Raw genomic sequence first — 17835 nt, 5'->3', positions numbered from 1 at the left:
ACGTTTTTTACTGCGATTTTCTAACGCGTAAATACCATTCAGAAAGTAAACGTACTTGTTTTTGGGTATAGCCTTTCTCAACCATACGATTGACAAAGTCTTCGTGTTTTTTCTGATCTTCAGCAGAGGTTTTCGCATTGAAGGAAATAACCGGCAGCAGATCTTCGGTATTTGAGAACATTTTCTTCTCAATAACCGTACGAAGTTTTTCGTAGCTGGTCCAAAGCGGATTCTTGCCTTGGTTGTGGGCACGCGCCCGCAGTACGAAATTAACTATCTCATTACGGAAATCTTTAGGGTTTGAAATACCCGCAGGTTTTTCAATCTTCTCAAGTTCTGCGTTAAGCGCAGCACGGTCAAATAACTGGCCAGTATCTGGGTCGCGGTATTCTTGATCTTGGATCCAGAAATCTGCATAAGTGACGTAGCGGTCAAAGATGTTTTGCCCATATTCAGAGTAAGACTCTAAATAGGCTGTTTGTAACTCTTTCCCGATAAACTCTACATACTGAGGAATGAGGTATCCTTTTAAGTGGCTTAAGTAACGCTCTTCAACATCGGCGGTAAATTGCTCTCGCTCAATTTGCTGTTCAAGAACATAGAATAAGTGCACTGGGTTGGCTGCCACTTCAGTGGTATCGAAGTTAAATACCCGCGATAGGATCTTGAACGCAAAGCGAGTAGAAAGCCCGGTCATGCCCTCATCAACACCCGCGTAATCGCGGTATTCTTGATACGACTTCGCTTTCGGATCAGTATCTTTTAAGCTTTCGCCGTCATAGACCCGCATTTTTGAATAGATACTTGAGTTTTCTGGCTCTTTAATGCGCGAAAGGGTGGTAAATTGCGCCAATGTTTTTAATGTGCCCGGTGCACAAGGCGCATCATGTAATTCACTGTTTTCAAGAAGTTTATTGTAAATTTTGACTTCTTCAGATACACGTAAACAATAAGGCACTTTGACGATGTAAACACGGTCTAAAAATGCTTCATTGTTTTTGTTGTTCTTAAATGTTTGCCACTCAGATTCATTTGAGTGAGCTAAAATCATGCCATTAAACGGCAAGGCACTAATGCCTTCTGTACCGTTGTAATTGCCTTCTTGCGTGGCTGTAAGCAGTGGGTGTAGCACCTTGATTGGCGCTTTAAACATTTCCACAAACTCCATTAAGCCTTGGTTTGCTAAGCAAAGTGCACCTGAGTAGGCGTAGGCATCAGGGTCGTTTTGCGCAAAGTGCTCAAGCTGGCGAATATCGACTTTACCCACTAACGCTGAAATGTCTTGATTGTTTTCATCGCCGGGCTCAGTTTTCGCAATCGCGACTTGATTTAAAATAGATGGGAAGCGCTTAACCACTCTAAATTGGCTAATATCACCATTAAATTCACTTAAGCGTTTTGCAGCCCACGGTGACATCACCGTTTTTAAATAACGCGGTTTAATGCCGTATTCTTTTTCTAAAAGTTCAGCATCTTCATTTGGGTCAAATAGCGCTAAAGGATGGTCGTTAACAGGCGAGCCTTTGATTGAGTAAATAGGTACCTGCTGCATTAAGTATTTTAGTTTTTCAGCAATGGATGATTTACCGCCACCTACTGGGCCAAGTAAATACAGTACTTGCTTACATTCTTCTAAGCCTTGCGCAGCATGTTTTAAATAAGAAACGATTTGTTCAATGGCATCTTCCATACCATAAAAATCGTGAAATGCAGGGTAGCGTGCGACTACGCGATTAGAAAACAGCCTGCTTAAGCGCGCATCGGTTGAAGTGTCGATAATCTCCGGCTCACCGATGGCCATCAATAGCCGCTCAGGTGCGCTGGCATAAGCTGATTTATCCTTCTTACAGATCTCGAGAAATTCCTCAATACTGTATTCTTCTTCTTGCGCTGCTTCGTATCGTGATTGGTAATGCTCAAAAATACTCATAGAGACCTCCGAAAACCCGCTAAAATGACGTGTAATTAGATTAAGAGAAAAGCAAAGGCTAATTAAAGCTTAGTCACGATTTTGAATTTTTGCGCAAGAAAATTAAGAATTTAATTGAAAAAAGCTCATCTTGATTACGCTTTTTGGCTGAGGGCTTGGCTGCGACTTAGAAGGGGCGTGCATCCGCAATAAAAAAGACGCCGAAGCGTCTTTTTTTGATTACTGCTAGTAACAGAAGATTAAGCGAAGTTAGCGTTCGCGAAGTCCCAGTTAACTAATGCCCAGAAACCTTTTAGGTAATCTGGACGAACGTTACGGTAATCGATGTAGTAAGCGTGTTCCCAAAGATCCACAGTTAGGATTGGAGTAACACCTTCATCAGTTAATGGCGTTGCAGCATTTGATGTGTTAACGATATCAAGTGTGCCGTCAGCTAGTTTAACTAACCAAGTCCAGCTAGAACCGAAGTTGTTTACTGCTTTGTCGTTTAACGCTTCTTTGAATGCGTCGAAAGAACCCCATTTAGCGTTGATCGCGTCAGCGATTGCGCCTGTAGGCTCGCCACCACCGTTTGGAGATAGGCTGTTCCAGTAGAACGTGTGGTTCCAGATTTGTGCAGCATTGTTAAATACGCCACCTTCTGAAGAACATACGATTTCTTCTAGAGATTTGTTTTCGAATTCTGTGCCTGGGATCAGACCGTTTAATTTCACAACGTAAGTGTTGTGGTGTTTACCGTGGTGAAACTCTAGAGTCTCTTTTGAAATATGTGGCTCTAATGCATCGATTGCGTATGGTAGTGACGGTAGTTCAAATGCCATTTTTTATCTCCATCTTCTTGGTTGATAGTCCACTCAGTTATAGGTAATAGCAAGGTAAACAGCGTACTTCCCTATACCAAGTGGTATTATAGTGTTACTATAATTGTTGAGTATTTTACTCAAGTTTTAGCAAACAGCAATGCTATTGCTAAAGACTATTTAAAATTGTGGCTACGAATGCCGATTTTAAGTTATATATCTGAGGCCACTGTGAAACTTTTTCAAGGCCAATGTAGTAAGCCAATGTCTTTTTTGAGGTTGTAAATGGAAACCATCGATAAAATTAAACAGCAAATTTCTGAAAATCCAATTCTTCTTTACATGAAAGGATCACCAAAGTTACCTAACTGTGGTTTTTCTTCACAAGCATCACAAGCACTTATGGCGTGTGGTGAGCAGTTTGCTTACGTTGACATTCTACTTAACCCAGATATCCGCGCAGAGTTACCTGCATACGCAAACTGGCCAACATTCCCACAGTTATGGGTAGAAGGCGAACTTATCGGTGGTTGTGACATTATTATCGAAATGTTTCAACGTGGTGAATTACAGCCACTAATCACTGAAACAGCTGCAAAGTACAAAGAAAAAGACGCTGAATAATTATATTTAGTGTTGAAAGAAGCCGCTGATTGCGGCTTTTTTGTATCTGTTGTATTACGCGGGCAGCAAAACATGCACGCTTAATCCACCTTGCTCGCGGTTATGCAAGCTAATTTGCCCGTGGTGCGCTTCAACTATTTCCCTGCAAAGTGCTAACCCTAGGCCACTGCCTGTTGCTTTAGTGGAGTAAAAGGGTATAAGTGCGTTAGCCATTACAGCTTCACTCATACCTTTACCTTTATCACTCACCGTGATGTGAGTGCCACTTGCTTCTTGTTGCACTGTTAAGCTGACATCTTCGGGGTTTGACCCTGACTCATAGGCATTTTTTAATAGGTTTATAAGTAACTGTTCGAGCTGAGTGTGATCAGCATCAGTTGTCACTCGCTCATCAAGTGAGACCTCGACCTGCCACTGACTTTTTAATTGCTCAATCAGCGTCGGCCAGTTAATCGTTGATAGTTGAGGGGTGGGTAACTTGGCAAATTTACCATAGCCTTGCACAAACTCATTAAGGTGTTTTATGCGCTCTCCAATGGTGGTAAATACCCGTTTTAAGCGTGGCTCGTCAACTTCTTTTGTTAAAAGTTGCGCGCTATGAAGCATAGACGACATTGGTCCAAGGGAGTTGTTAAGCTCATGGCTAATAATACGAATAACTTTTTTCCAAACCTCTACTTCTTGGCGGCTTAGTTCACGGGTCAGTTGTTTAAAAACATACAGTTGGTGAAACTGATTATTAAGTAATAATCGACCTGTTGCCATATGCCAAGTTTGTGATTCTTGATCTGCTTTGTCGAGGGTAAATAAGCCATCAACGCCTTTGTGAATGGCACGCGTTAATTGCTCGCAGCTTGAATCTAATAAATGTTCAAGCTTGGCGCCTTCAAGGGCTGATTTAGCATCGAGTAAACTGCGAGCACTGTGGTTGCTATACACAATAAAGCCTTGGTCGTTAGTCAAAAGTACAGCTTGTGGCGAGCTTTGCAGTACTTTGTCGAGCATTAGCTCACGCTGATAAATCCATTGCTTTTCTTGGCGAAGCTGTTTTGCGGTTTGGTTATAAAGCCGGCATAAATCACCTAGCTCATCACTGCCATCATAGGCTAATAATGTAGCCAGCTCACCATCTTTAAAATTAAGCAGCCCGGTTTCGAGCGAGTTCATGCCATCAATGAGCGGAGCTGATAATTGCGCGGCAAAAAATCCGCTGATCAAGGCGCAAGCACTCAGGGCTAATAGGCTGTAAAGCAAGCTTATGCCCGCAAAATAACAAACCAATATAAGCGGCAATGCAGACGCTGCAATACACAAAGTTATGATTTTATATCGAAACGAAAAACGCATTAGTATTCAATCTTAAATTTATCAAGCCTGCGATAAAGTGCTTGGCGGCTTAAGCCAAAATGGCGAGCCACTTTAGCAATCACACCTTTGTATTCGCGCATGGCAAGCTCAATCTCTTGTTTGTTAGGCTCTGCTCTTGTTTGTGTTGGACTGTTTGTTTCAACTTGTAAGCCAAAATCAGCAAGCTCAATCACCCCTGTGGGTTTTAAAACGCCAGCGCGTTTACAGGCATTTTCAAGCTCACGAACATTACCCGGCCAACTATGGGCGAGCAGGGCTTTTTCTGTACTTAGCGACAGTGTGCGCTCAGGTAAAAAGTGTGCGACTAAAGCTAAAATATCATCTGGGCGATGGGCAAGGCTTGGTAAATTTAACTCAATCACATTTAAGCGGTAGTAAAGGTCTTCTCGAAATTGACCTGTTTTAATTGCATGGCTTAAATCTTCATTGGTAGCTGAAATCACCCGCACATTCACTTTACGAGTTTGTGTTGAACCTAAACGTTCAAATTCACCGGTTTGTAAAATGCGTAATAATTTCATTTGCCCAGAAAGTGGTAAGTTACCAATTTCGTCTAAAAATAGGGTGCCACCATCGGCCGCTTCAAAACGGCCAATGCGTTGTTTAGTAATACCGGTGTAGGCGCCCGCTTCGGCACCAAATAATTCAGCCTCAATAAGCTCGCTTGGCAAAGCACCCGCATTAACAGTGATAAAGGGTTTATCTGCTAATAATGAATTAGCCTGTATTATTTGCGCAATTCGCTCTTTACCACTGCCGTTGGGGCCTGTGATCAGCACTGAAATATCCGATTTAGCCACTTGAACCGCAAGATTAACAATGTGCTCCATAGCGGTACTTTTATAAACCAAGCCCACCAAATTTGCTTGTTGCACAGATGCGTCACGCTCTTGCTGGTGGCGTGTAAAGGTTTCGTTTTGCTGTTTTGCTTTACCTAGCTCGATTAGGTTATTTACACAAGTAAGTAGCTTGGCATCGTCCCATGGTTTTGGTAAATAATCAGCAGCCCCTGCTTTGACAAGTTCAACGGCAGTAGAAAGCTCTGTCCATGCGGTGATCAAAATAATCGGTAGGTGAGGATTAATGTCTCGTAAGGCATAAAAAAGTTCTTTGCCTTCTTCGCCGGAAGTGGTGTCGGCGGTAAAGTTCATGTCTTGAATAACAAGCGCTATGCGTTGGTATTGTACGGCTTGAATTGCCTCAAACGGGTTACTTGCTGTAACAACATCAAAACCGTGAATTTCGAGTAATAACGACAATGCATCCAAAATGGCTGGGTTATCGTCGACGATTAGTATTTTTTCCATATTATTGTTTTAGTTATTTTCCTAATAAGGGTGCAAGATGAATGCTACACTGTTAATCCAGTGTAGCATAGGTTGGGAGAACTAAATTGTTCGAGTTGCAATGCTCGGTGAGATATTCGCAGCCCGTTTTGCTGGTGCAAGTACCGCTAATAAGCTCATAACGAACACTGCCAGTGCTGTAGCAATCACGTAGCTAATATCAAGCTGAGCAATTGAAAAGTGCTGCATGAGTAGCTGACCTAAATACACGGCAGCAATCACACCAATCACTAAACCAACGATACATATCATGGCGTTTTCAACTAAAAAGTAACTGATGATGGCAGATTTTCTGGCGCCTAAAGCGCGGCGAGTGCCTATTTGTTTAGTACGCTTGCTAATATTGAACAGCGTTAGGCCGAAAATACCCAGGGCCGTCACCAACACTAAAATAGTAATAAGTACAATCAGCATGCGCATCATTAATGTATCCTCAGCCATGTATGACTCTTTATCGTCATCTAAGCCACGAATGCGAGAAATCACGCGTTTGTTGTAGTTTTTCAGCATGGCTTCTTCAACACGGTTCATGACTGATTGACGTTGACCAGGCTCTGTTCTAACCACAAAGCGTGCATTTGTACCAGGCTTAATAAAAGGCAGCAGTGCTACGTTATCTGGACGACTGTCTTTAAGCCATGGGCCTTTCATAAGTTCAACAACACCAATTACTTTCATTGGAATGTCACCAAAATAGACAGTTTGACCTAAACCATTGCCGTCAGGGAACAGCTCATCGAGTAGAGTTTTAGTGACAACGGTTACTTTTGAAAGCTCATCATAGTTATCGGTAACGATCACTTCGTCTTCAGTGTAATTGCGCCCAGCAATGAGTTTTACACCATAAGTATTAATGCCATGCTCATCGATAAACATGTAAGAGCTACGCGCTGATTTACTCTCTTCAGGTGCTGGCTTTAAACTAAAATCTGACGAAGAGCCACTGCCCGAAAGCGGTGTATTACTTGAATAAGCAGCATCAACTACACCAGGTATTTGACGAAGCATGGCTTCATCAAGCTCATATTGCTGTGACGGCGACACATCTTTGCCAAACATCATGACATTAAAAACGAAAATGTCTTGTTCAGGATAGCCAGTCTCTTGGCTTAAATAGCTAATTCTGTCTTGAATAATAAACGCTGCGTTACTAACAATTGCAGTGGTGATGGCAATTTGGATCAGTAATAAAATAGCGCCAACTTTTGAGCGGCATAAGGCGTGAAAGATAGGTTTAATTTCTAACATGGGTGTCTTCCTTATTGGCTCTTAAGATAAATAGCAGGGTTGGTTTTACATACCAGCCAAGCAGGGTACAGACCCGCTATCACACAGGTGCTAATTGCAATCACAGGTGCGCTGAGTAGCATGGTTAAATCCATAGTGGCTAAGCTTTGGTAGTAGCTATAGCTTTGACGTACGCCTAATAAGCCCACTTGCGCCAAAATAATTCCGAAGATGCCACCTAAGAAACCTAACATCGCGACCTCAACAATATGTTGAAAGAATATTTGGCGTTTGCTGGCACCTAATGCACGGCGCACACCAACCTCAGGAGCGCGGCGTAAAAATTTCGCTAGTAATAAACCTAAAATGTTGGCAAGGCATACTGCTAAAAACATAAAGCTTAGGCCAACCAGAATTTCGTTGTCTTCGCTAACGACATTGTTGTACTGCATCCACTCATTTACATCGCGTAAGGTGGCGGTTAATTTTTCGCGGTTAAAACGACCTAGCTTTTGTTGCTCTTGCATATAGGCCATTAAAAAGTCTTGGTAAGCTTGTTTTTCTGCAGGTGTTTTTAGTTCAACCCAAAATTGTAACCACACCATTTCAGAATTGAGTTTGTCGTTAAAGGTATTGGTTTTTTCGTGCTTCCAACCATTGGTATTACCCCAGTTTTCAAGCTGGCGTGCTTTCATTAGGCTAAATGGTAAAAATAGTTGCTCGGTCTTATTAAATGCACCGTTGTTCAGATCATAATATTTGGTGGTGATATCCCAATCATCAATCACGCCAATAACTTCGTAGCTGGCATCATCGAGGTACACCATTTTACCGACAGGGTTTTCACCTGCGAATAACTTGTCGTTTAATTCTTTATTGATCACCACAACAGGGGCTGCATCGGCTTCTTGTTGCGCGCTCCAAACCCCACCGTAAATAAACGATAGGTTAAACATATCGAAAAAATCAGGCGTGGTTAGGCGTGCTTGTCCAATAAATGGTTTAACTTTATCTGAGTCTAAATAAACCGAAAAACCCGTTCTAACCATAGTGACACGTTTGCCACCCGCATTCGCTTGATTAAGGTTAACGGCATCCTGATAAGTTAATTGCAGTGGCATGTTATCGACTGTCCACCACGTACGGCCTTCATCCATGGTTTGTAGCTGTACTGTATAAAGGTCACTACTTTTTTCAGGAATAGGGTCTGCCGACATCATGTGATACACAGATAAACTGGTCATGGTTACGCCAATACCAATGGCTATGGCCAATACCATTAAAAAGCTCACAAGTGGCGTGCGCTTAAAGCTGCGCCAGCTTAAATCTAAATAATGAAGGAACATGGTTACACTCCAGCCGCTTTAAGGTTTTGAGTGCCTTGATACAAGGTGAAGTCAGCGAGTTGGCCGTCAACAACTTGGATATTACGTGGTGCTCTGCGAGCAAGTTCAGGATCATGGGTAACCATGATGATAGTTGCGCCATCACGGTTGATTTGCTCAAGTAGCTCCATTACTTGACGGGCCATTAAGCTATCTAAATTACCGGTTGGCTCATCGGCAAGTAAAAAGCGCGGTTCACCAGCAAGGGCTCTGGCAATAGCTACACGTTGTTGTTGGCCACCAGAAAGTTGTTGCGGTAAGTGTTTAGCGCGTGATGCTAAACCAACTTGCTCTAAGCATTGCTCGATTCGGCGTTTACGCTCGGCGGTTTTGATACCGCGATAACGCAGTGGTACTTCAATATTTTCATAGAGGTTCAAATCTGGGATCAGGTTGAAGCCTTGGAAAATAAAACCAATTTTTTGATTACGAAGATCTGCACGCTGGTTGTCGTTGAGCTTACCCACATCAATACCGTCTAGCATGTATTGGCCTTCGTTAAAGGGTTCTAACATACCGGCGATGTTTAAAAATGTGGTTTTTCCTGAGCCACTTGGGCCCGTTACGGCAATAAATTCACCTTCTTCTACTTGAAGATTAAAGTCACGAAGGGCATGTGTTTGTACCATATCTGTTTGATACACTTTGCTGATGTTGTTCATTGTAAGCATGTTGATTATTCCTTTTATTTGTTAGCGTAAAACCAGTGTGGGTGCTTTTTTAAAGCGATCGTAGTTCGAGATAATTAACTTATCGCCAGGCTCTACGCCTTCAATTATCTCGACAGCATTGATACTGCTTGCACCGGTTTTTATATCGATTAAATAAGCCATGTCACCGTCAACTTTATAAGCATGGGTGCCACCTTGTTGTAAGAATGCGCCGCGTTTTACTTGTAATACATCGTCGCGATTTTCTAGTAAAATACGTGCGGTTAAGCGTTGGTTTTGGCGAATGCCAGAAATCTCATTGTCAAAGCGTACGCGGGTTGTGACCTCGCGATTATTTACTTCAGGTGATATAGCCGATAGCGTGCCTGTGACATGACGAGCACCTAAAGTAAGCTCAACTTGCATACCAAGACCCAGCTCATTGGCGTAGCTTTCTGGTACTTGCAGTTCTGCTTCAAAGTTACTTAAATCGACCAATGTCATTAATGGTTGGCTTTGTGTGACCGCTTCTTTTTGTTGCACTAATAAGTTACCCACAATGCCGTTTACACTCGCGGTAATAGTGAGTTCACTTACTTGTCTGAGTAAGTCATCAACAATCAGTTGCTGACGTGCCAGATCACGCTCTGCTGCTTTTAGCTCAAATGCGAGGGTGTCTTTAGCTAAGCTGACTTCTTGCTCGGCGTGCTTATAAGACAGCTTGGCACGGGCTAAGTCATCAACGGCTTTTTCTAAATCTATTTGGCTAATTAAATGTTTTTCGATTGAGATTTTAGCTCGGCGGTTTTCTCTATCTGCAGCATTGAGTTCAACTTGCGCTAAATCGAGCGCTTTAGTCAGGCTTAGTTTTTGTCTACGCGCTTCAAGTTGCTTGCGCTGTAACTCGCCTTCTAATCTCGCTAATACTGATTGTTGTTGTTTTAGCTCGTTGGTTAGCTCAGGGCTGGTTACGGTTGCGATCACTTCATTTACTTCAACGCTGTCACCGGCTTTAACTTTTAAATCGACAAAGCCGCGTTCAGGGCTGTAAACCTTTGGCGCATTAGCTGCAACGATTTTACCGCTTGCTGCTACATCTCTGGTGAGTGTCTTTTGGCTTACTTCACTAATTTGTAGGCTTGCTGCATCAACCGAGATGCTGCCATCGTTACTGGCAAACAATGCTTTAAAGCCGAGTGCACCAACAAGTATTACACCTGCTGCTAGTATAAGTGGCTTTTTAATGGTGTTTTTCTTGGCCACTGTAATATCTTGGGCACTGGTATCCTTAATCATCATAACTCCTTACGATTCTCAAAACACACAATCATGAAGCCAACGGCAAGCATGGTAAGTGGAGAAGCCATAAACAAACTGATAGTGAACATTTTGAAATCCTCAATTTCGCTGATGTCTTATCTATACCAGTAGCGTGCCAGTTTTTAATTTATTGATTTTTAATTATTTTATGTTTTAACAGTGAGTTAATGTCTGTCCGCGGACAGAAAAAGTGTCCGCAGCGGACACTTTTTAATTGCTGATTGTTGACGCAAGGGTAAAGAACTCAGTCATTGCGACTAAGGTAGTCTGCTCAGATACGTAGTTTGTAACTATGCTAAAGCCAAGAGTAAATAATGATGCAGTTAGGCTAGTCGAGACCCCGTAAAAACTGCATTGATATTCATAATTTGAATAATTATTCAAAATAAAGCGAAGTTTACGTTAACGTAAAGTGGCGGGTTTTTAGATTGTTTTTTTACAAGTTGTTAAATTTGACACCAGTGTCATAAAAAAATAACGGGTAAAATACGACTAAATGTAAAAAAATAGCATAGAATTTAAAAAGTACCTTAAGTGAGAAATATTCATGAATATGAATATGTATTCAAAACTCTATTGACTCATGAGGTATTTGGCGATAGTTTTGTTCGTCTGCTAGCACTGTCACAAAAGACTGAACCGCTAGTCGTTGTAGCAAGGGGAGGGGTCTATGTTATACGACTCAAAATTAGAAAAAGATAATTGTGGCTTTGGCTTAATAGCCCAGGTCAATGGTCAGGCGAGTCACCGCTTGATTCGAACAGCAATCACTGGCTTAGATCGCATGGAGCACCGTGGGGGTATTTCTGCAGATGGTAAAACAGGTGATGGCTGTGGTTTATTAATGCAAAAACCTGATAGCTTCTTTCGTGCTATTGCCAGCGAACATGATTGGCATTTAGGAAAGAACTACGCCGTTGGCATGGTATTTTTAAATGCCGATCCTGTACTTGCGCAAACAGCTAAAGATGTGTTGAGTGAAGAACTCGAAAAAGAAACCTTGAGCATTCAAGGCTGGCGCGTAGTACCTACCGATGCGTCATGTTTAGGGCCAATTGCAAAAAAACAACTACCAGGCTTTGAACAAATTTTTGTAAGCGCACCAGAAGGCTGGCGTCCAAAAGATTTAGAGCGTCGCTTATATGTAGCGCGTCGTCGTGCTGAAAAACGCCTCGAAAACGATGAACATTTTTATATTGCCAGCTTATCTGGTTTAGTTACTGTTTATAAAGGCTTAATGATGCCTGTAGACTTACCTAACTTTTATTTAGACCTAGCTGACATCCGCATGACCAGTGCGATTTGTGTATTCCACCAACGTTTCTCTACTAATACACAACCTCGTTGGCCACTGGCGCAACCATTCCGCTATTTAGCGCATAATGGTGAAATTAATACGATTCAAGGTAACCGCCAATGGGCGCGCGCCCGTGCGTATAAGTTTGCCTCACCACTTATTCCTGATTTGCAATCAGCAGCGCCTTTCGTGAACGAAAGCGGCTCAGACTCTTCTAGCTTAGATAATATGCTTGAGTTGTTCTTAGCGGGTGGCATGGATTTATTCCGTGCAATGCGTATGCTTGTGCCGCCAGCATGGCAAAAAAACCGTGCTATGGATGATGACTTACGTGCATTCTATGACTTTAACTCAATGCATATGGAACCATGGGATGGCCCAGCTGGTATTGTAATGTCTGACGGTCGTTTTGCAGCTTGTAATCTTGACCGTAACGGTTTACGCCCAGCGCGCTATGTAATCACTCAAGACGGTTTTATTACCCTTGCCTCAGAAGTCGGTATTTGGGACTACGCGCCAGACGAAGTGGTTGAGAAAGGCCGTGTTGGCCCAGGTGAGTTATTAGTAATTGATACTCATCAAGGTAAAATTTGGCATTCAGATGAGATTGACCAAGATCTTAAGTCACGCCATCCATATAAAGCATGGCTTGAAGCAAACGTTAAGCGTTTAACGCCATTTGAACAGTTATCTGAAAAAGATGCGGGTAACCGTTCTTTTGATGACGAAACACTGCTTAAGTATCAAAAAATGTTTGGCTACACCAACGAAGAGCTTGATAGCGTGATTCGTGTAATGGGTGAAAATGGTCAAGAAGCAACAGGTTCAATGGGTGATGACACGCCATTTGCGGTTCTGTCAGAAGGCCATCGCTCACTGTTTGATTACTTCCGACAAAAATTTGCGCAAGTAACCAATCCACCAATTGACCCACTTCGTGAAAATCACGTTATGTCACTGGCAACCTGTATTGGTAGTGAGCAAAACGTATTTAACGAAACAACCGGCCACGCTAAGCGATTACAGTTTGATACGCCGATTTTGATGTACGCTGATATGCAACAGCTGATCAATGCTGACGATGAGCATTACAGTTACTGTAAAATTGATATCACTTACACACTAGAAGAAGGCTTAGAAAACGCAATCACACGTATTTGTGATGAAGCACAAGAAAAAGCAGCGTCAGGCTGTGTCATGCTTATTTTAAGTGATCGTAACTTTAGCGAAACGCATTTGCCGATCCCGGCTGCGATGGCGGTTGGTTCAATTCAAAGGCGTTTAGTCGATAATAACTTACGTTGTGAATCTAATATCATCATCGAATCGGGTAGTGTCCGTGATGCGCATCAGTTTGCGGTATTACTTGGTTTTGGTGCAACGGCAATTTATCCGTACCTTGCATATGAATCATTAGTTGCAATGAGTGACAAAAAGATTTTAAACAAGAGCTATTGCGAAGTAACGCTTGCTTATCGTAATGCGATCAACAAGGGTCTGTATAAAATCATGTCGAAAATGGGGATCAGTACTGTCGCTTCGTACCGCTGCTCGATGTTATTTGAGGCAGTTGGTTTATCAGATGCGGTTGTAGAAACCTGTTTTAACGGTGTAGCTAGTCGTATCAAAGGGGCGTGTTTTACTGATTTTGATGATGACCAACGTAAACTTCATAAGCTGGCATTTAGTAAACGTAAGTTATTAAGTCATGGTGGCTTACTAAAATATGTTCACGGTGGTGAGTACCATGCTTATAACCCAGATGTTATTCAAACACTGCAAAAGGCAGTACGCTCTGGGGATTATAAAGACTACTTGGCTTATGCTGATTTAGTAAATAACCGGCCGATCACCAATTTACGTGACATGCTAGCGGTGAAAATTCCTGATAGCGGTGTGAGTGTTGATGACGTAGAGCCAGCAACTGAGCTGTACAAACGTTTTGACTCTGCTGCAATGAGTATTGGTGCATTATCGCCAGAAGCACATGAAGCACTCGCGATTGCAATGAACCGCTTAGGGGGTTGTTCAAACTCTGGTGAAGGTGGTGAAGACAAGCTTCGCTACGGTACAGAGAAAAACTCACGTATTAAGCAAGTTGCTTCGGGCCGTTTTGGTGTTACACCACATTACTTACGTAGCGCTGATGTCATTCAGATTAAAGTGGCGCAAGGTGCAAAACCAGGTGAGGGTGGTCAATTACCGGGTGAAAAAGTAACGCCGTATATTGCAAAATTACGTTACTCAGTGCCTGGTGTGACCTTGATTTCGCCTCCGCCGCATCACGATATTTACTCGATTGAAGACTTAGCTCAGCTTATTTTCGATTTAAAACAAGTAAACCCAGATGCACTGATCTCGGTGAAACTCGTTTCTGAGCCGGGTGTGGGTACTATCGCAACAGGCGTAGCTAAAGCCTATGCCGATTTAATTACCATTGCTGGTTATGACGGTGGTACAGGTGCAAGCCCGCTTACTTCTGTTAAGTATGCAGGTAGCCCTTGGGAGCTTGGTCTTGCTGAAACCCAGCAGGCGCTGGTAGAAAATGGTTTACGTCACCGTATTCGTTTGCAAACAGATGGTGGTCTTAAAACGGGTCTAGATATCATTAAGGCGGCTATTTTAGGTGCTGAAAGCTTTGGCTTTGGTACTGGCCCTATGGTGGCACTTGGTTGTAAATATTTACGTATTTGTCACTTAAACAACTGTGCGACTGGTGTTGCAACGCAAGACGATACGCTGCGCCAAAAGCATTATCATGGCCTACCAGAAATGGCGATGAACTATTTTAAGTTTATAGCCGAAGAAGCTCGCCAAATTATGGCAAGTTTAGGTGTAACTCGTTTAACAGATTTAATTGGTCGTTTGGACTTACTTGAAGCAATCGAAGGCAACACAGAGAAACAAAAGAAAGTCGATCTGTCGTCAGTGATTGCTGTGCCTAACAACCCAACGGGTGAAACACTGTATTGTAGCGCGCCAAATAGCTCACACTACTTAGGTCAGCTAAATGAAACCTTGCTTGAAAAAGCTAAACAAGCAATTGATGAAAAATCAGGTATCTCACTGGTTAACCGTATTTGCAATACAGACCGTTCAGTGGGCGCTATGTTATCTGGCTATATCGCTTCTAAACACGGTAACCAAGGTATGGCTGCTGATCCTGTCTCTGTTGAGCTTCATGGTACAGCGGGTCAGTCATTTGGTGTATGGAATGCGGGTGGCCTTGAAATGACACTGGTTGGTGATGCCAATGACTATGTTGGTAAAGGCATGGCTGGCGGTAAGCTAGTAATTCGCCCACCGCTGGGTTCATCGTTCGAAAGCCACAAAGCGACCATTGCCGGTAATACCTGTTTATATGGTGCAACAGGCGGTAAGTTATTTGCTGCAGGCTGTGCCGGTGAGCGTTTTGCAGTGCGTAACTCAGGCGTTCAAGCGGTTGTAGAAGGTGTTGGTGACAATGGCTGTGAATACATGACAGGTGGTGTGGTTTGCGTACTTGGCAAAGTAGGTATTAACTTTGGTGCAGGTATGACAGGGGGATTTGCGTATATTCTTGATGAGGGCAACGACTTCGAAAAACGCATTAACCCTGAGCTTGTTGAAATTGTTACCCTTGAAGGGTTGGCGTCACATCAAGAACATTTACGCGGCCTCATTGCTGAGCATTTAGAGCTTACCGGCTCAAACCGCGCTGAGCAGATTTTAGCTAACTTCGATTTATACATGCCAATGTTTAAATTAGTTAAGCCAAAATCTAGTGATGTAAAAAGTTTACTCGGACACCGAGCGCGCAGTAGCGCAGAGCTTCGTGTTCAGGCTCAGTAAGGGGGTAGTATGAGCGAAAATGTATACCAGTTTATCGATGTACAACGTGTTGATCCGCGCAAAAAGCCAATTTCAGCACGTAAACAATCTTTCGTAGAAATTTACGAGCCGTTTTCTGAGACACAAGTTAACTCACAGGCGGATCGCTGTTTAGATTGTGGTAATCCATACTGTGAATGGAAATGCCCAGTGCATAACTATATTCCACAATGGTTAAAACTCATTCGTACTGGCCGTATTTTAGAAGCGGCAGAGCTGTCTCACCGTACAAACAGCTTACCAGAGGTGTGTGGACGAGTTTGTCCACAAGATCGCTTGTGTGAAGGCTCTTGCACACTTGAAGAAGAGTTTGGTGCTGTCACTATCGGTAATATCGAAAAGTACATCACTGATACGGCATTTAAAATGGGCTGGAAACCAGATATGTCGTATGTGGTATGGTCTGACAAAAAAGTGGCTATCATAGGTGCTGGCCCTGCAGGTTTAGGTTGTGCGGATATTTTAGTACGTAACGGTGTTAAGCCTGTGGTGTTTGACCGTCACCCAGAAATCGGTGGCCTTCTTACGTTTGGTATTCCTTCATTCAAACTTGAAAAAGAAGTAATGCAAAAGCGTCGTGAAATTTTCACGGAAATGGGAGTTGAGTTTAAGCTAAACACTGAAGTTGGCGTTGACATTACCCTTGATGAAATTTTGGCTGAATATGATGCCGTATTCTTAGGGGTGGGTACCTATCAAAGTATGCGTGCAGGCCTTGAGAATGAAGATGCAGAGGGTGTGTTTGATGCACTGCCGTTTTTAATTGGTAACACTAACCGTGTTATGGGCTATGCAGAAGACAAGCAAGCTTATATCGATATGGCGAACGAAAAAGTCGTTGTATTAGGCGGTGGTGATACTGCGATGGACTGTGTGAGAACCTCTATCCGACAAGGTGCTACACAGGTTACCTGTGCGTATCGTCGTGACGAAGAAAACATGCCAGGCTCAAAGCGCGAAGTTAAAAATGCTCGTGAAGAGGGCGTTGAGTTTACCTTTAACGTTCAGCCAAAAGGCATTGTGGTTGACGAGCAAGGGAAAGTTGCTGGTGTTAAGATGGTGAAAACCCAACTTGGTGAACCGGACGAAAATGGTCGTCGCCGTGCTGAAGAAGTAGCAGGTTCTGAGCATGTTATTGAAGCAACTAAAGTGCTCATGGCGTTTGGTTTTAAACCTCATAAAATGGATTGGTTAGAACCGTACGGTGTTGAAATCAATCATTGGGGTGGTATCAATGCACCAGAAAAAGGTGAATTTACTCACCAAACAACCAACCCTAAGATTTTTGCCGGTGGCGATATTGTCCGCGGCTCAGATTTAGTGGTAACGGCTATTTTCGAAGGCCGAAATGCCGCAGAAGGGATTATGGATTACTTAGACGTTTAATTCTAAGGCGCCATTCAACACTTTTAAAAGCAAGCTACCGAGCTCAATGCCGATCAGTTAAGCAATTGACATTTGGCATAATAGGATCAAAATCCGATGATCACAGGTCATCGGATTTTTTTATGCCCCTTAATCATAGCTTCGCCAATATTTCATCATTTATCGATTCTAATATTCACAGCTTGTCGGAAATACTGGATGAGTCTTTAATACAACAAGCACTTGCAGAGTCTGGGGTCGCAACACTCAGGAAGCGCAGGCTACCTCTTGAGCTAATGGTCTGGAGTGTGATTGGCAGCGCATTGTTTCGAGATATGCCTATGACTCAGGTCATTAATCGTCTTGATATTGTATTACCAAGTAAGAAACCTTTTGTAGCTCCTAGTGCGATTGTTCAAGCAAGACAGCGTTTAGGCTCGGAATCTATTCGTCATATCTTTAATATGACTCAATCCCGTTGGCATCAAGACACACCACATCCAAACTGGTGTGGATTAACCTTACTTGGCGTTGATGGCGTGGTGTGGCGTGCAGAAGACACGCCAGCTAACAATGATGCATTTGGTAAGTTGCACAATGACAAACGCGAATCGGCTTTTCCTCAAATTCGTATGGTCTGTCAAATGGAACTC

General features: G+C 42.9%; 12 protein-coding genes. 4 read left to right on the top strand and 8 right to left on the bottom strand.

Annotated features, from left to right (window positions below; genetic code table 11):
- Positions 1 to 7 precede the first annotated feature (7 nt).
- Positions 8 to 1930: a PrkA family serine protein kinase gene (locus IMPJCBKJ_RS00060; protein ID WP_054551538.1), complete on the bottom strand. Its 1923-nt coding sequence runs from the start codon at positions 1928 to 1930 to the stop codon at positions 8 to 10.
- A gap of 239 nt (positions 1931 to 2169) precedes the next feature.
- Entirely contained in the window at positions 2170 to 2751 is a 582-nt protein-coding gene (locus IMPJCBKJ_RS00055; RefSeq protein WP_054551537.1) for a Fe-Mn family superoxide dismutase, read from the bottom strand.
- Between the two features lie 264 nt (positions 2752 to 3015).
- Here IMPJCBKJ_RS00055 and IMPJCBKJ_RS00050 point away from each other — a divergent pair, with 264 nt between their 5' ends.
- On the top strand, positions 3016 to 3354 hold the full coding sequence (locus tag IMPJCBKJ_RS00050; RefSeq protein ID WP_054551536.1) for a Grx4 family monothiol glutaredoxin: 339 nt from the start codon (positions 3016 to 3018) through the stop codon (positions 3352 to 3354).
- A 54-nt stretch (positions 3355 to 3408) separates the two neighbouring features.
- Here the strand turns inward: IMPJCBKJ_RS00050 and IMPJCBKJ_RS00045 are convergent, their stop codons facing one another.
- The 6 genes from IMPJCBKJ_RS00045 to IMPJCBKJ_RS00020 all read right to left on the bottom strand — a co-directional run bounded on the left by IMPJCBKJ_RS00045 (position 3409) and on the right by IMPJCBKJ_RS00020 (position 10626).
- Positions 3409 to 4701 carry an ATP-binding protein gene (locus IMPJCBKJ_RS00045; RefSeq protein ID WP_166338062.1) on the bottom strand — a complete coding sequence of 431 codons (1293 nt, stop codon included), beginning with the start codon at positions 4699 to 4701 and terminating at the stop codon, positions 3409 to 3411.
- Positions 4701 to 6029 (bottom strand): sigma-54 dependent transcriptional regulator, encoded by a 1329-nt coding sequence (locus IMPJCBKJ_RS00040; protein ID WP_166338060.1) that lies wholly within the window; start codon positions 6027 to 6029, stop codon positions 4701 to 4703. The genes IMPJCBKJ_RS00045 and IMPJCBKJ_RS00040 overlap by 1 nt, the downstream gene beginning before the upstream one ends.
- Positions 6030 to 6110: 81 nt before the next feature.
- Entirely contained in the window at positions 6111 to 7316 is a 1206-nt protein-coding gene (locus IMPJCBKJ_RS00035) for an FtsX-like permease family protein (RefSeq protein ID WP_166338058.1), read from the bottom strand.
- 11 nt (positions 7317 to 7327) lie between these two features.
- The gene (locus IMPJCBKJ_RS00030) at positions 7328 to 8641 is read right to left on the bottom strand and encodes an ABC transporter permease (RefSeq protein WP_105173978.1); all 1314 of its coding nucleotides are present in this window, start codon (positions 8639 to 8641) and stop codon (positions 7328 to 7330) included.
- A 2-nt stretch (positions 8642 to 8643) separates the two neighbouring features.
- Positions 8644 to 9351, bottom strand: coding sequence for an ABC transporter ATP-binding protein (locus tag IMPJCBKJ_RS00025; RefSeq protein ID WP_166338056.1), 708 nt, complete (start codon positions 9349 to 9351; stop codon positions 8644 to 8646).
- A gap of 21 nt (positions 9352 to 9372) precedes the next feature.
- Positions 9373 to 10626 (bottom strand): efflux RND transporter periplasmic adaptor subunit, encoded by a 1254-nt coding sequence (locus tag IMPJCBKJ_RS00020; RefSeq protein ID WP_166338072.1) that lies wholly within the window; start codon positions 10624 to 10626, stop codon positions 9373 to 9375.
- A 694-nt stretch (positions 10627 to 11320) separates the two neighbouring features.
- On the opposite strand from IMPJCBKJ_RS00020, the gene gltB reads away from it, so the two are divergent.
- The 3 genes from gltB to IMPJCBKJ_RS00005 all read left to right on the top strand — a co-directional run.
- A complete protein-coding gene (gene gltB / locus IMPJCBKJ_RS00015) occupies positions 11321 to 15778 on the top strand; it encodes a glutamate synthase large subunit (RefSeq protein WP_166338054.1) in 4458 nt (1485 codons plus the stop codon).
- Positions 15779 to 15787: 9 nt separating this feature from the next.
- Positions 15788 to 17203 carry an FAD-dependent oxidoreductase gene (locus IMPJCBKJ_RS00010; RefSeq protein ID WP_138615989.1) on the top strand — a complete coding sequence of 472 codons (1416 nt, stop codon included), beginning with the start codon at positions 15788 to 15790 and terminating at the stop codon, positions 17201 to 17203.
- Positions 17204 to 17325: 122 nt separating this feature from the next.
- Positions 17326 to 17835: transposase domain-containing protein (locus tag IMPJCBKJ_RS00005; protein ID WP_206004017.1), on the top strand; the 510-nt coding region annotated here is incomplete at its 3' end.

Origin of the sequence: Pseudoalteromonas sp. MB47, from assembly GCF_011319765.1 — a bacterium.
GTDB lineage: Bacteria > Pseudomonadota > Gammaproteobacteria > Enterobacterales > Alteromonadaceae > Pseudoalteromonas > Pseudoalteromonas simplex.
The sequence above is the reverse complement of the archived record's forward strand: the minus strand, read 5'-3'. Positions and strand labels throughout refer to the sequence as shown.

Bases quoted from the DNA above. Each gene is read 5' to 3' on its own strand.
- IMPJCBKJ_RS00060 (WP_054551538.1), bottom strand. From the start codon at position 1,930: ATGAGTATTTTTGAGCATTACCAATCACGATACGAAGCAGCGCAAGAA.
- IMPJCBKJ_RS00055 (WP_054551537.1), bottom strand. From the start codon at position 2,751: ATGGCATTTGAACTACCGTCACTACCATACGCAATCGATGCATTAGAG.
- IMPJCBKJ_RS00050 (WP_054551536.1), top strand. From the start codon at position 3,016: ATGGAAACCATCGATAAAATTAAACAGCAAATTTCTGAAAATCCAATT.
- IMPJCBKJ_RS00045 (WP_166338062.1), bottom strand. From the start codon at position 4,701: ATGCGTTTTTCGTTTCGATATAAAATCATAACTTTGTGTATTGCAGCG.
- IMPJCBKJ_RS00040 (WP_166338060.1), bottom strand. From the start codon at position 6,029: ATGGAAAAAATACTAATCGTCGACGATAACCCAGCCATTTTGGATGCA.
- IMPJCBKJ_RS00035 (WP_166338058.1), bottom strand. From the start codon at position 7,316: ATGTTAGAAATTAAACCTATCTTTCACGCCTTATGCCGCTCAAAAGTT.
- IMPJCBKJ_RS00030 (WP_105173978.1), bottom strand. From the start codon at position 8,641: ATGTTCCTTCATTATTTAGATTTAAGCTGGCGCAGCTTTAAGCGCACG.
- IMPJCBKJ_RS00025 (WP_166338056.1), bottom strand. From the start codon at position 9,351: ATGCTTACAATGAACAACATCAGCAAAGTGTATCAAACAGATATGGTA.
- IMPJCBKJ_RS00020 (WP_166338072.1), bottom strand. From the start codon at position 10,626: ATGATTAAGGATACCAGTGCCCAAGATATTACAGTGGCCAAGAAAAAC.
- gltB (WP_166338054.1), top strand. From the start codon at position 11,321: ATGTTATACGACTCAAAATTAGAAAAAGATAATTGTGGCTTTGGCTTA.
- IMPJCBKJ_RS00010 (WP_138615989.1), top strand. From the start codon at position 15,788: ATGAGCGAAAATGTATACCAGTTTATCGATGTACAACGTGTTGATCCG.